Origin of the sequence: Methanosarcina sp. A14 (assembly GCF_001729375.1) — an archaeon.
Taxonomy (GTDB): domain Archaea; phylum Halobacteriota; class Methanosarcinia; order Methanosarcinales; family Methanosarcinaceae; genus Methanosarcina; species Methanosarcina barkeri.
In genome coordinates this window covers 1-15,181 of sequence record NZ_LZPK01000101.1, presented here as the reverse complement: position 1 = coordinate 15,181, position 15,181 = coordinate 1, and the positions used below count along the sequence as shown (strand labels likewise).

Annotated in this window: 11 protein-coding genes and 2 pseudogenes; 2 read left to right on the top strand and 11 right to left on the bottom strand. The window is 39.1% G+C overall.

Annotated features, from left to right (window positions below):
- From A9239_RS18855 to A9239_RS05540, 5 genes and pseudogenes are all read right to left on the bottom strand, one after another.
- A pseudogene (locus A9239_RS18855) lies at nt 1–119 on the bottom strand (IS701 family transposase); the annotation flags it as partial.
- A gap of 84 nt (nt 120–203) precedes the next feature.
- Nucleotides 204–1,256 (bottom strand): glycosyltransferase, encoded by a 1,053-nt coding sequence (locus tag A9239_RS05555; protein ID WP_052712693.1) that lies wholly within the window; start codon nt 1,254–1,256, stop codon nt 204–206.
- A 6-nt stretch (nt 1,257–1,262) separates the two neighbouring features.
- On the bottom strand, nt 1,263–2,264 hold the full coding sequence (locus A9239_RS05550; protein ID WP_048154736.1) for an NAD-dependent epimerase/dehydratase family protein: 1,002 nt from the start codon (nt 2,262–2,264) through the stop codon (nt 1,263–1,265).
- A gap of 44 nt (nt 2,265–2,308) precedes the next feature.
- Entirely contained in the window at nt 2,309–3,391 is a 1,083-nt protein-coding gene (gene wecB / locus A9239_RS05545; protein ID WP_048154739.1) for a non-hydrolyzing UDP-N-acetylglucosamine 2-epimerase, read from the bottom strand.
- Nucleotides 3,392–3,623: 232 nt separating this feature from the next.
- Complete coding sequence (locus tag A9239_RS05540) at nt 3,624–4,592, bottom strand: glycosyltransferase family 2 protein (RefSeq protein ID WP_048154742.1); 969 nt, start codon at nt 4,590–4,592, stop codon at nt 3,624–3,626.
- A 1,090-nt stretch (nt 4,593–5,682) separates the two neighbouring features.
- Here A9239_RS05540 and A9239_RS05535 point away from each other — a divergent pair.
- Both A9239_RS05535 and A9239_RS05525 read left to right on the top strand, forming a co-directional pair.
- A pseudogene (locus A9239_RS05535) lies at nt 5,683–6,358 on the top strand (transposase); the annotation flags it as partial.
- Nucleotides 6,359–6,529: 171 nt separating this feature from the next.
- Nucleotides 6,530–7,717: a CPBP family intramembrane glutamic endopeptidase gene (locus A9239_RS05525; protein WP_052712696.1), complete on the top strand. Its 1,188-nt coding sequence runs from the start codon at nt 6,530–6,532 to the stop codon at nt 7,715–7,717.
- Between the two features lie 602 nt (nt 7,718–8,319).
- Here A9239_RS05525 and A9239_RS05520 read toward each other — a convergent pair.
- From A9239_RS05520 to A9239_RS05495, 6 genes are all read right to left on the bottom strand, one after another.
- Nucleotides 8,320–8,586, bottom strand: a complete 267-nt coding sequence (locus A9239_RS05520; protein ID WP_048154745.1) for a hypothetical protein — start codon at nt 8,584–8,586, stop codon at nt 8,320–8,322.
- Nucleotides 8,587–9,189: 603 nt separating this feature from the next.
- A complete protein-coding gene (gene iorB, locus A9239_RS05515; RefSeq protein WP_048154749.1) occupies nt 9,190–9,789 on the bottom strand; it encodes an indolepyruvate ferredoxin oxidoreductase subunit beta in 600 nt (199 codons plus the stop codon).
- Nucleotides 9,786–11,588, bottom strand: a complete 1,803-nt coding sequence (gene iorA / locus A9239_RS05510) for an indolepyruvate ferredoxin oxidoreductase subunit alpha (RefSeq protein WP_048154752.1) — start codon at nt 11,586–11,588, stop codon at nt 9,786–9,788. The genes iorB and iorA overlap by 4 nt, the downstream gene beginning before the upstream one ends.
- A gap of 368 nt (nt 11,589–11,956) precedes the next feature.
- A complete protein-coding gene (locus A9239_RS05505; RefSeq protein WP_048154757.1) occupies nt 11,957–12,772 on the bottom strand; it encodes a zeta toxin family protein in 816 nt (271 codons plus the stop codon).
- Between the two features lie 656 nt (nt 12,773–13,428).
- Nucleotides 13,429–14,094, bottom strand: a complete 666-nt coding sequence (gene pyrF, locus A9239_RS05500) for an orotidine-5'-phosphate decarboxylase (protein ID WP_048154759.1) — start codon at nt 14,092–14,094, stop codon at nt 13,429–13,431.
- A 4-nt stretch (nt 14,095–14,098) separates the two neighbouring features.
- Nucleotides 14,099–15,052 (bottom strand): deoxyhypusine synthase, encoded by a 954-nt coding sequence (locus A9239_RS05495; protein ID WP_048154761.1) that lies wholly within the window; start codon nt 15,050–15,052, stop codon nt 14,099–14,101.
- Nucleotides 15,053–15,181: the final 129 nt, after the last annotated feature.

Here is a 15,181-nt window from a genome sequence, read left to right as displayed (position 1 = left end):
GGAGCATTAGCTATGTCTGGATAACATCTAGCAGCTTCAGTACAGCTAAAAACTTTAGAAGCCGCAATGAGATATTTAATGTAGTCAATGTCGGTACACTTAGGTGGATTTATGTCCATAACTCCGTACGTTTTTAGAGAAACACTAAGCCATAAGTATATTTATAAAGATATCAAGTTTTCGGCATTTTAACTGCGTAAGTCCTATAATGTATTAGTTGAATCTTCAATATAATTAATCCCACTGTCAAATCCAAACTCCTTCTGCACCCCAGGAAGGTTAGTTGCAATAATCGGCTTCCCTAAAGCCATATATTCATATAACTTAATCGGGACAACATCCTTCATAATTTCATTTTTATAAGCTGGCAAAAGGCATATATCAGCAGCAGCAATGTGCTCTGGGATTTCTTCAAACGGAATTTTCCCTGTTAATATTAACTTTCCATCCAAGTTTTTTTTGGATCTCATTTTGAGCAGTGGCTTATATAGATCCCCATCGCCGACTATCATTAATTTGATGTTTTCATTCTCATTGGCAGAAAGACTCTCTGCAACTTCCTTCATTCCGGAGAAGTCGTATATCCATCCCATAAAGAATAACAATAGATCATCTTTCTTAACTCCATACTTTGCTCTAATAGATGATCCGTCTACTTTGGGATTGAATTTTTCAAGATCTAAACCTGCTGTAATTATAGATATTTTATTGATATCTCCACCCATTTCAATGATATAGTCTTCTAATCCTTTATTTATGACAAAGATCTTATCTGCGCCTTTAATTGTCTGTTTTTCTAATTGTTTTGCAATTATTTGCATATATTCGCTTGGTAGCAGCTTATGCAAATGATCTATGACATAATATATAAAAGGTATATTGTGCTTTTTTGCTTGTTGCAAACCAATATATGAATTAAGAATACCAAATGCTATTATTACGTCTGGCTTAAACTCTTGAATTTGCCTTTTAATTTCTTTATTGTGAAAATAAGGAATAGTTGCCATATCAAGAATTGGAACTTTGATCATCCCTGGCCTGATAAGAGTAATATCAGCTTCCTTGAATACCTTATAAGCTCTATTGATTTCTTTCCGGCCAGTAAGTACTTTTTTTTCTTTATCTTCTTTCCAGAGAAACTCGTAATCAATTACTCTTATCTTATGACCTTTCAATGCCATTCTATCCATCAGATGATGCTGTTGATGAGGACCTCTTTTAATCCAATCTGTTTCCTGAAGCAGTAAAATATTCATTTAGCATCACCAGAATTCGGCACTTTTCTCAATATTTTCCCAGTTTTCATTAAACCAAATGTGCACATTTTTCAGGCCATCCTCAAATTTCATCTGAGGTTTGTATCCAAGTACTCTATTAGCCTTATCCACACAGGAGAGAAGTTTTGTTTTTACATCCCAGTCTCTGCGTTCTTTGAAAGTAACTGCAGCTTTGTTATTCGTCAATTCATTCACAACTGTTGCCATTTTGATGACCTGGTGGTCAGTCCCGGAACCAAGGTTAAAAGCTTCGCCGATAGCTTCTTCTTCGATACCCATAGCAACCAGACCATTGACGATGTCTCCCACATAAGTCCAGTCTCTTGTTTCCGTTCCTTTGCCTGTAATGGGAAGTGGCATTCCTTTCATTGCCCAGTAGAAAAAGTTTGGAATCACATTTCGATATTTCCCGGGGACTTCTCCTGGCCCATAGGAGTTAAAGAAACGAGCGTTTACAGTAGGCATATTATAAAGGTTGTGGAAATAATTTGTATAAAGTTCACCCAGGAGTTTGGTTACTTGGTAAGGTGTGTGAAGACTTATTGAGATATCCTGCTCTTCAAAAGGCATTTTTGAATCAAGACCATAGACTCCACACCCAGATGAGGAGTAAACAAAACGTTTTACATTAACAAGTTGAGCGTATTGAAGAACTTTGAGAATCCCAATACCATTGATCATAAGATCTTTCTCAGGATTATCAACAGAATTTTGGTTTGCAAAATGAGCAGCGAGATGGAAAACATAGTCAGGTTTTTCTTTAAAGACCCGCTTCAGCAGTTCATCATTCAAAATGCTCCCTTTAACAAAAAAAATATTCTCTGCCTTCGGTATATTCCATTCATAAGAAGAGGAGAGATCATCTAATATGATAACTTTATGCGCATTCATCTCCGAAAGTTTTCGGCAGAGGTTTCCACCAATGGCACCAGCTCCTCCAGTAACAAGTATAGTTTTCCCTTCATAATCATTTGTATAGTCTCTCATTTTATTCACCAACTAGTAGTATTTCCTCATTCAGTTTGATTACTTCAATTCTTCTCCTTAGTTGCAAGTCTACATATATCTACAATTAATCTTGCTGCATTTCCATTGCCATAGGGATTACTCCAATTATTCTCCTTAACAGCATTCTTAGCAGAGTTTAGAATTACCAATGGATTTACACCAGCTAAGACATTCGATCCTACTTCCAGCGTTTCTGGGCGTTCAGTATTATCCCTTAATGTGATACAAGGTACTCTTAGTATACAGGTCTCTTCTTGTAGACCTCCAGAATCCGTTAACACAAATTTAGCATTAGCCTCTAACTGAAGAAATTCAAGAAATCCCTGTGGTGGAATAACATCAATTCCTTCAAGAGAAAGACCTAACTTTTCAACCATTTTTTCCGTTCTTGGATGAATTGGAAAAACAATTGGAAGTGAGAAATAGTCCTTGATTAATTTTAATCCTATTATAATTCCTTCTAACCTTTTTTTAATATCGACATTCTCAGCTCGATGAAAGGTAACAAGAATATAATTTTTGGGAAATAAATGGAAATCTTTCAGAGTATTTATTTTTTCTTTTGCAATTTTAATATTCTGATATACAGCATCAACAACCGTATTTCCTGTTACAAAAATTTTTTCAGGCTCGATCCCTTCTTTTATTAATTGTTGAGATGAAGTCTCAGTTGGTGCAAAAAGGTAATCAGAAATATGATCTGAAACAATGCGATTTATCTCTTCTGGCATACTGTGGTCAAAGCTCCTTAGACCAGCCTCAACGTGACCAACTTTAATATTTAATTTAGCCGCCACGAGACTTCCTGAAAGAACTGTATTGGTATCTCCCTGCACCAGAACAATATCTGGTTGCGTTTTAAGTAGAACATTTTCAATGCCCAACATTATTTTACCGGTCTGAGATGCATGAGTTCCAGAGCCTGCATCTAAGTTGTATTCAGGCTGTGGAAGATTTAATATATCAAAAAAAATACGATCCATTTCATAGGAATAATGTTGGCCAGTGTGAAGTATAAAATAGTCCAGATTTTGTTCTTCACACTCTTTTATAATAGGAGACATTTTGATAATTTCTGGTCTCGTACCGAGAATGATACCAATCATTACTATTAACACCTTTAACGATCTTTATTTGTTTATCACTTTCAGTCATCAATGCCTAAAACTTAACAAATTTTTAATATTTTAATAAAGTGAATCGGAGTTGGCAGCTCTGAAATTGAAATTTAGGTTCAGAATTGGTATCTCGGGAGAATTATACAAACATGAAGCCCTAATTTCTCTACACTGCCTGAAAAGTTGAATTTATAAATGACCACTCACCTCCATAAAGAAATTAAGTCGTCCTCGCCTCCCGCAAAATTGCAGATATCGAATGCAGTAAGAGACCTGTCAAAGCCATGAAACTCCCTACGATAATACACAGAATCATGAACATGGTCGGTCCGAAGTCCAAGCTTTTTCCCACCGTGAAGTCCTGCAAGAAAAGAATGCCCAGAATAAGACCGCCTATTCCAAGAACCGATCCAGGAACTGTAAGGTAACAAAGAGGTTTGTTGAACTCAATATCTTTTAAAATCATTAGAAGAACTCCCAAACCGTGTTTTATTGGGTGTTCGGTTGAACAGTCAACGTCATATCGGACTCCAATTTCAACTTCGGCTATGCGAAGGTCGGATTTGCCTGCATCTGCAAGCATTTCGCTTTCTATGGCCATTCCCTGGGCTTTGAAGCGGAAAGCATCTTTTGTTGAAGCTGAAAAGGCACGGAAGCCACTCTGGGAATCGGTAATATGGAGCCCGGAGTTTAGCTTGGTAGCCCCGTCGAGAATAGTCTGGCCGACACGGCGATAAGAAGGAGTATTTTTGTCTAGGCCGTTTAAGTACCTGCTACCGTTGACAATATCGGCTTCACCTTTAATAATAGGATCTACAAGTTTCGGTATTTCGGCAGGGTTGTGCTGACCATCGGAATCCATGGTAACTATTATATCCGCACCTAGGTCATCTGCGGCTGCAAATCCGGTCTTGAGGGCTGCACCTTTCCCTTTGTTTACTTCATGAACAATTACCTCAGCTCCTGCTTTCCTTGCAATATCGGCCGTCCTGTCCGAACTTCCATCATCGACCACGATTACGCTGTCGGCATAATATCTGGTAAGTAGGACTACACTCCCAATGGAAATTTCTTCATTGAAGGCAGGAAGGATCACTGTGACATTCTGCGGAGCTGTACTCTTAGCACGTGTGATTTGTTTCTGAGTTACACACTGGTCACTCTTACCCACTAGTCTTTCATTGCTCAATTTGGATGACCCCTAAGCGTAATGGAATATTAGAATGTATTCTAATTAGATATTAAAGGGCATCTAATTTTAATGAGCTAATTCCTGCAGAATCAATTTTGACCTTCAGAACAATGTTTCAGAACTACTTTCGTGTTAAGAAACTTGATTGGTCATCCGAGATTTGGAAACTCAGAGATTCTATTTGAGTTTTGGGATTAGTTCAATAACTATATAATTGTTTAACTTATTTTATTATATTACTTTTTTGTAATTTAATATTAAAAACTAATATATTATTTTATAAAGCTAACACAATAACATAATAAGAAATCAGATATAAGTCTATTGGTAGACCTATTAGTAAAATGAATATAAAGTTATATTATTAAACTAAAAGCTTGAAATAAATAATTCTATAAATCTAAAATAAATCTAAACATTAAAGTAACAATTTCTCCAAAATATAAGATAAAAATTCAAAAAAAGCTATCAGAAAAACTTAAAAACATATATGCACGCATAGTCTGGACGGTCGTTGTATATATGGAAAAGCTCTTCCGATATACCCCAGGCTTGAAGACACTTGCCGCAACTCACAGAGGAACAAAACAAAGAAAAAGAAGAAATAGAAGGCTGAAAACGAAAACTATCTAAAAAAACCCTCTGGATACTTCAGTAGTGTAAAAATTAATATAAAAAGTAATTTGTTTAAAAAATAAAAATGTATAGTTAAAAGTTATTTAGGTAATTGAAATTCATAGACTATCATACTACCTAACAATATTGCTGAATTAAATGTAACGAAGATAAAAAGTAATAAATGAAAAGCATGGAAAAAACAGGAAGGAAACTGGCAGACAAACACATGTGACAGTCAGGTAGCTTCTATCGGAAATAGGTCAAGAGATAAAATACAGATTCATTGGTCATCGGTTAAGGAATTTTCTTACCTGAACGCTATCGATTTTGCATTAAAAACCGGCCTTAAATTTTGGCCTGTTCATATGAAATCGATATCTTGTTCCAACTCCTAATTTCTTAAAATATTTTACAAATGTTGGGGACATTGATGCAATTTGTCACGATTTTTCACTTAACCGAAGGCATTGATTCCACTCCACTTGAAGCTTCAAGATATGACAAACATGCTGATTATAATCCTCATTATGAATGCAAAATGGATAAGGCACATATTACAATGGTTGGAACTTATCCTATTTTCATGACTCATACAAAAGGACTTTCTGGTGACTCTCCAGAACTTATCGCCCATATTGAAGCTCTAAAGAACATGAACGCTAATCTGGAATTTTATTTTGCTGACGGAGGTTATGATTCATTCCGCAATCATTCTGATATCTGGTATCATCTGAACGCAAAAACGATTATTTCCTACGCTTCAAATGCAGTAATCAATCAAGAAGGTGAAGAGGAACGAATCGATCACTGGGTGAATAAAAAGTGGAAACTCGGTGGAGATACTCATGCACCAATGGAAAACAAACTCAGATTTCTATATGAAATTGGGAGGAAAGAACAGGTAGGAATGTACCTGAGAAACCAGAATATCTGAGATGAGACTTTTTGATCAGTATAAAAAGAGAGCTGAATGTGAAAAGATACACGGACATATTAAAGGTACAGTAAAGTTCGATATCAGAAGAGTGAGAAATCAGAGTAAAAAACTCTACTCTCTATTGAGTTTCATAGCATATCAACTACTGGTGTTAACAGAAATGCAAAATAAAGTTGAAAGCAAAAATTTGTTTGGGAGATACTTGTAAAGAAGTGGTATCAAATTATATAGAGATTTTAAAAGCTAATTTGAGATTCCCGATCGGAACTATTGACTATATACGAAACTTTATATATTATTTACAATAAGAGATTGTGGAATATCTGACAGATTTGCACAAACAGAAATGAGTTAGCCCTGAGTGAAAGAAGGAGTTCCAATGAAAAAAAGACTTATTCATACTAAACAAAAAAAGCTAGATCTTCTAATAATTATTTTAGTGTTGAGTCTGGCTTTAATGGCAGTTTCTCCTGCATGTTGTAGTGACTCGAATAATTCCTCATCCTCACAGACAGAACCTGTCTTGAAACTGGTACCTTCCAACAATGCGGGAGAACCAGGTTTTTCTAAATTTGTTTTGTCTGATGAAAGTTCAGGGCCTTTCCAACACATCGAACAATATGTCGATATTATTTACACTTTTGGAGGAATTGGGGCAGCCTTTCTGATTATTCTAATATATCGACGTATGGCTTCAAAAGAGCAAGAACTGATCGAACATCCTCCAGGAGAGCTCTATCCGCATAAAATCTGGAAAAAATTAGGGCTTGAAGATATAAATCTGGAAGAATTCGAGGCCGAAAGGATCAGGCTCTTTACTGCAATACCTGTTGTATTCATAGGCTTGGCCGAACTCCTTATCTATGCAGACAGAATAAAAATCGCTATCTGGATACATATCGGAGTTTTAATTGCGTTATCTCTTTCCGATATAATCATAAAGAATCTCAAAGTATACAGAATTTATCAGGCTCTAATGCTCCTCCCTATCCTGAGATTGGTAAATCTTTCGATGCCTGTATTTTTTAATAACACCCTTTATACCTTCGTTTTCGTCTACGCCCCTCTTTTAGTTCCTCTGGCAATTATAATAATTAATCAGCGTTCCTCTTTTGAGCATATAGGGATTACTACAAATAATCTTCCTGCTTATATTATCCTTTCAATTCCACTGGGCTTTCTTTTTGGGCTTGGAGAATACTTTACTATCCATCCAGGCTACCTTATTCAGGATCTTTCCATCGGAAACCTGCTTAAACTTACTTTTATAATGGTTTTCTTCGTGGGTTTAGTTGAAGAACTTATTTTCAGGTCAATCCTCCAGACCAGGCTTGAAGATGCGCTCAGTGTGAAAGAAGCGGTGTTAATCACAGGTCTTCTGTTTGGGCTCATGCACTCGGGATATGGTACCTTCCATGAAGTTTTATATACGGGTTTTGTAGGACTTTTCATGGGCTTTGCTTTCTACAAGACAAGAAGTCTGCCCTTTATTGCTATCTTTCACGGCTTAGTAAATGTTTTCCTTTTTGGGGTTTTTCCTCATTATCTGAGTGGAGTAATGTTCTGAGATTTATTAAAACCAGTATAAGCATTCAGCAGGTAGTGTCGTGAATTTGCTGTAAATTTATAATCAAATTTTTGGGTGCAATGAGAAATAATCTTTCCAATGAGAATTCTCTACCCCAGAACTTTTTGAGAGCTAATATTTACAGAAAAATTGACACACTGCCAGATTAGATTTTGATGTTGATTATAGATAGCTGAAGATAACAAAAAGCATTGGATTAAGCCTGAATTCTGTCTTTTTAGGCGCATATATGCTTTTTCTCATATCTAAGAGGACAGATGATGGCGAGTTAAAAATATTATCTTGCATCCGATGTGCTTAAGTTTAAGCGCATAAGTCGATATCAAGCGATATTTATGCGCTTAAAAATTTGGACCTACAGATTAAATCTAAAATAGGTTTTTTGAATGAAAAGTACTCAAAAAAATAAGAATAATTAACTATTAATTTATAGAAAAGGAGAAAAAGTAAGGTTATTCGTTGTTTTGTGTGGATATCCTCATAATGTCTTCATAAAAATCAATGTGGTCTCGAATTGAAAATCATCTTATCCACAGGGAATGACGAAGAGCCAAAAGTAAAATACTCTATAAAAGCTGTAATCATGGTCTGATAATCGCTATAACATTAAAAACTACAATTGCCACAAAGCTGAATAACAAAGGAACAATTGCCATATTAAATGAATTATTAAGATATTTATTCCACTTTTCAGATGCTGAAAAAACCTCTTTCAGGGAAAGAAGAGCTATAAGTCCAACAACTATTGCAGCCCCATACTGAGGAAGCCCTGGGGTCGTGACCATTGTTATTGCACTCGATGCGGCAGCGCTTGAGGCAATACTAGATGAGATACTACTTAGTAACATCGAAACACACCTTCCACCAATATAATTTCTTTCTTAAATGTTAAAAATGCCTGCTTAGATATTGCAAATGACTTAAAAGAATAATATAGTTTAAAGTAAAAATAACATAATAGTATAAAAAAGTTTTCTTAGAAACTTTAGTTATTAAACCAAGTAAATTGTTTCTCCTGATTCCGAAATAATTAACAGGTATTTCTAAAATTCTAGGCAGTTGTGTTCTATTTGTACATGTGATTTAATGAGGAATCCTTTAGCTCTGAAGCTAGACGTACAGTGTAATTAGCAGTCTGGAATCTATAAAAGATACAGGACTTACAAAGATACAGGACTTACAAAGATATAGACTCACGAAGATATAGACTCACGAAGATATGGGACTTACGCACTTAAAGAACAAACTCAATTACGGAAAAAACTGTGGATTGAAGTCACGTATTAGACAGTTAACGGTCTGATGCTGTTGATTTTTCATTTCAACTGCATAAGTCCTAAGGGAATTAACGAGATTTATAACGAGTGGCTTTGCAATTAACATACCTGTTCAGATGACATAAAATACGATAGGAAGCAATTTCTTTATTATAAAGGAGTAAAAGGAAAGGTTTAGCTTTCCTCTACTTTTTGCCTTCCCGCTTCAAAAGCCCTGAGATTCACTTCAATTGTTTTCTGCGGCACAAGGGCTTTAACACTTTCAAGCAGGGTTTCTTTAGGAATTGGCAGATAGCCTGAGACTGCTCCCACCATCACGACATTCATTGCAAGCCTGTTCCCAGCTTCGTAAGCCAGATCATCTGCATTAAAGGCTTTGACTATGTATTTTTCCGAAAGAAAATCAAGAATATCTGAGACTTCCGGATATTTTGTAAGGCCTGAGGTGACAGTTACAGGAATTATGGGTTGCGTATTCATTATAACAATTCCGCCGTCCTTCAGGAAATCCAGGTACCTGACTGCTTCCATGGGCTCAAGGGCAAGCAGAAGGTCTGCACCTTTTTTCGGGATCATGGAACCGTAGTTATTTCCAACCCGAATATGGTTTACAACCGAACCTCCACGCTGGGCCATGCCGTGAGTTTCCGCAGCCCGGATGGGCAGTCCTGCAGTAACTGCGGCTTTTCCTATAATGTCAGAGGCAAGGATTGCACCCTGTCCTCCTACTCCTGTAATAAGGAGATCTAGTTTCTTTTGTTCAGCCTGGCTCATCGCTTCACCTCCTGAATCGCATCAAACTTGCAGATCTGGGCACATACTCCGCACCCACTGCAAAGGGCCGTAATTACAGCACATTTATTTTGCTCGTTAAACTCAATTGCAGGGCATCCAAACTTAATACACTGCTTGCAGCCTTCGCATTTATCAGGATCAATAACATATGGGTTCCGACGTATACCTGCCCTTTTTCCTGAAATCACGCAGGGTTGCCTGGCAATAACCACAGCTACGCCTTCAAATTCTTTTGCTGCCTTAAAAGCTTCCTGTGTCTCTTCAAGCTTATAAGGGTCGACAACCGATACAAATTCTGCACCCATTGCTTTGCAGAGCTCTTCAAGTGAAACCTGGACGGTTGGCTCTCCTGTTGCCGTGTACCCGACGCCTGGATTTGGCTGATGTCCGGTCATGGCTGTAATACGATTATCCAGAATAGTAACCGTGATATTTGCTTTATTGACAATTGCGTTCAGGAGTGAGTTCATGCCTGAATGGAAAAAAGTTGAATCTCCTATAGAACAGCAGATAGGCCGCTTTTCTCCTGCGTGGTAAAGCCCTGAAGCAACGCTGATACTTGAGCCCATGCAGAGAGTGGTCTCAACAGTCCCGCTCTGGATTCCAAGGGTGTAACAACCGATATCGCTGGGGTAAATCGCATCCTTTCCAAAGACTTTTTTCATTGAATGGAAAGTTGCCCTGTGAGAACAGCCTGCACAAAGAGCAGGCGGGCGAGGAGCAAGCTCAAGAGATTTGCCTGATGTTTCAGCTTCGGTCTCAAGATCGAAGGTTTTCTTAAGAACCTCAAGGAAGGCACTTACATCCAGTTCTCCTTCCCTTGGCACAAAACCATTAGTTTTCCCGAGCACCGAAACCTCAATCCCGGCTTCCTGTGCAATCATCTTTACCTGTTCTTCCACGATAGGCTCAAGTTCCTCAAACACAAGTACGGTGTCTACGGTTTCAAGCAGTTCGAGAATCAGCTTTTTCGGAACCGGATACGTTCCTATCTTAAGGTACGAAACGTCAAGTCCAAGTTCCGTAAGTGCTTCTTTTGCATACACTGAGGCAATGCCTGCACCTATTACTCCGAATTTTGCATCGGATTTTAGTTCAAGGGAATTCCATGGGGATTCGGCAAGGGCATCCTCAATGGACTGCTGGATAGAAAGGAGATGTGTATGGCGTGGACGTGCGTTCTTCGGGAGCATGACCCAGCGGTCCAGAAGTTTTTCAAAATTAGGAGCCGGTTTTTCTACGGGTATCTCTCCAAGTTCAATATCTGACTTCCCGTGCGAAATTCGGGTGGTGGGTCTGAAGATCACAGGAACTTCAAACTTTTCGGAGAACTCAAAAGCATAGGGCAGCATGTCCTTTGCTTCCTGGGGAGTCGCGGGATCAAAACAGGGCACAAGGGCAAACTGGGCATAACGCCGCGTATCCTGTTCATTCTGGGATGAGTGACACGACGGGTCATCAGCAGCGATTACAATCATCCCGCCCTTTGTTCCTGCATAAGCAAGTGTCATAAAGGGATCTGCTGCAACGTTTAGCCCGACATGCTTCATTGTCACTACAGAACGAACGCCTGTCCAGGCAGCTCCGACTGCAACCTCCATTGCAACCTTTTCGTTAACCGACCATTCTACATGGTAATCCCGGTCTTTTCGGGCTGCAAGCGTATCTATAATCTCCGACGACGGAGTTCCGGGATAGCCTGCAATAACCTGCACGCCGCCTTCAAGAAGCCCGCGGGCAATTGCCACGTTTCCAAGCATGTACTCACGCATTGTCATAATTATTGTCTCCAGTACTTATACAGGAAAAATACCTTTATAATTACAGGTTAAATATATTCCAATTGATTAATGTCTGCAAGTTTAGATGATCTACTCGATTGGTGACAGCAAATCTGAAGTTCTATAAGGACAGTTCAGAAACCATACCTGCTGTCCGAAACCAGGTAAAACTTTTACATTATCAAATAACACGATCAATAATATACTTTCGGATAAGTGCCCTGAAGTTCTCTTCTCGTACGTACGATTATTTAACTTGCAGAAAAAATGAGAAACGATGAAAGTTTACAGTTTTTGAGAAAACACAAAAATAGATTTAAAAGCTGGTATAGGTTAGTTTGCTGTCCAGCTCAAGAATAAATAATTCAATTAATAACTCCATTTTTCTCCAGAAACTCTACAAGCTTCTTGATTTCATCCAGCTCGAAATCAAGTTCTTTGCCCTTAAGGGACGTCTTAAAAATTTCTCTTCTTTCCGGAATTTCAGCCACGACATTCACGCAATTTACCGACGCTAGCATCTCTTCTCTTATGTCCGGTTCAACTTTATTAAGTACAAAGTAAACCCTGCACCCACACTGAGCGCCAAATTCACCAAATTTCTTTGAAAGCTTGAGGGACTCATAGGAAGGATCAACAATCACAAGAATCAGGTCAAAGTCCTTATCAACTCCACGCCCGAAGTGCTCAGTGCCGGCTTCGGTATCCACGATTACAAGATCATCCTTTCCAAGTTCAAGGTTCTCAAGAAATTCCCTTGTCAGAGCTCCCATTGGGCACGCGCAGCCCTCCCCAAAATTGTGAATTTTGCCAACTGCCATCAGTTTGACTCCGTTCTTTTCTTCCACAAATTCTGGCGGGAGGTCGGAAAAACTCCATCTCTTCTCGAAAAAGCTGGACTGCTGCTGCGCTGGCTGACCTGAAGTACTCCCACTGGCTGCAAGCCCCAAGAATTGCGTTTTTTTGGGAGCAGTCCTTTGTTTTTCCTTAAAGCCTGTTTTTCCCCCAAAATATTCCATAAGATCCTTAGGAGCCGCCATTCCTAACTGGCTGTGAAGCCCGTAATTGGACTCGTCAATGTCGAGCACAAGCACGTTTTTAGTTTTTGCCATTTCCTTTGCCAAGAGTGCCGAAATAGTACTTTTTCCGCTTCCTCCTTTTCCGCACACTGCTATTTTCATATATAGTTCACCTATCCCAGTAATTTATCATGCTGAAGTGAACTACGTCTTCCTTTAAACATTTTCTTGCCTGAATAGTCAGATGACGGAAATAAGAATCGGGAAAGTGACGAAACGAAAAACAAGGAGAAAATAGAGAATTAATGAACGGAATTCAGAAAATTGCATTGAGTAACGTCGGCGATATAACGATAGCCAGAAAGGATGAGACCAAAATCAAAAGTGCATACCAGTACTGAGAATGTATTTCCGTTTTTTAAATGGAGACTAAAAGCTGGTCATGGAGAGTGACGATCTGGACAGACCCTCTCCTAGCCTGGTATATAGGATGTAACGGGGTGAGCGAATCCCCATAAATAGGTACGAATTTTTAAGTATATAATTGCACATGTTTTGATCTTTTTTGAGAATTTGGGGATTTAGACGCTACTTCTTCGGTACATGTTTTAGCTTTTATCCTGATCAGATACGGGACAATTTTTGTGCCTCAGAACTCATAGGGCTCATCACGAAATCAGCAAAATTTTTCATCATAGGCACTAAATTGATGTTCAGATAATTGATGTTCAGATAATAAATGCGGTTAATATAAGAAATATCTTTCAGAAAAAAAGAAAAACATATGAAGATACAAAATATGTCTTAAAAAATATTTTTCAGATTTCTCCCTTGAGTTTTGCTTCAATCTCAGCAGCAATCTTGCGGGCAGCTTCTCTTGGTGACTCTGCTTTGTAAATTGCTCTTCCTACGATTACCCAGTCTGCGCCTGCGGCAATAACATCAGACGCTTTTCCTCCCTGAGCTCCGACTCCAGGAGAGATGATGGTAAGTTTGTCACCAATAATTTTTCTAATTGCCGTTACTCTTTCCGGTCTGGTCGCGGGTGCAACAAGGCCAAAAGCTCCTGCTTCGGCTGCCATTCTTGCGATTGCTTCTCCGACGGGCTGGAGGAATTCGGCTCCTCCAGGGTGGCTCATTTCACTTACCACGAACACGTCTTTCCCGTATTCTGAAGCAATCTCAATGCAGGCATCAAGGCTGTCCCGGCCTGTAAAACCCTGGACAATTACTGCATCGGTTCCTGCCTCAAAGACATGCTCGCAGATAAGGCGGTTGGTGTTTGGAATATCGGCAACCTTGAAATCAGCTATTATGGGAGCAAACTCTGCAAGCTCCCTGATGATTCCAAGCCCGGTAGCAAGTATTAGAGGATAGCCTACCTTTATAGCGTCCACGAATTCCGAAACATCTTCTGCAATTTTAAGAGCTTCTTCTCTGTCGGAGACATCAAGGGCAAGGATCAGACAGCTTTTCTTTTCCATAAAATCACCTCTTTGAAAGGCGTGTACGCACAGCTGCAACCATAAGCGGGAGAGTAATAGTAGCATCTGCATACACGGTTACGGCTTTTGCGTTTTCTCCTACTTTTCCCCAGGACTGGGCTTCATCAAGGGTTGCCCCGCTCAGACCACCAGTCTCAGGATGATCCATTGTTAATTGGATTGCATAGTCAAAAGATTTGGGGGTTACAAGCATGGACTGGAGGATATAATTTTTGGGAACCCCTCCACCGATGAGCAGGGCACCTGCACTCTCAGCCGCATAGCAGATCTCTATAAACTCGTGCATATCAGCAAATGCATCAACATGCAGAGGGTTTCCTTCTTTATATAGCCATGCCTGAAGCCCTATTACCGAGTCCTGAAGGGCAGGGCAATAAACTGGCACACCCATTTCTGCTGCGGTTTTCAGGATAGAGGAATCATCATCAAGGTTTTTTCCGATCTCGGTAAGCACCTGACGGATCGAGAGTTTTTCTTTAGGAAGCCCGGCATAGACGCCCTGTAGAAATTCTTCAAGGTCTGTAAAGTGCTGGTCAGGAAGATAAACATCGTAAATCCTGTCAATGCATTCATTCCGTAACTGGATATCGTTTGTACAGTCTGTGCCTTTATAATGGTGAAGTCCTAGAGCTTCGACAGTGTCGTGCACCATATTAGCTCCGGTCGTGACAAGCACATCGATGTAGCCGTCGCGTATTAAATCCGCAACAATGTTTCTCATGCCTGCGGGAGTCATGGCACCTGCAAGCCCGAAAAATTTCGTAGTTTTTTCGGAAGCAAGCATTTCATAATAGATTTCTACGGCCTCAGCCAGCCTGCCTGCTCCAAAGGCGCAGCCTTTGTATTCCCTGACAAGATCATCAACACTCATACCGGTGGTGATCTTTGCAGCTTTGATTGGGGTCGAAAGTTTTTTGTTTGGAGTATTACAATCCATTCGATTTCCCTCATGAAAAGGTATGATAGATCATATCTTTGAGAATTATCTTTTTGAGAATTATCTTTTTGAGAATTATCTCTTTGAGATTTATCTCTTTGAGAATTATCTCTTTGAGAATTATTTTTT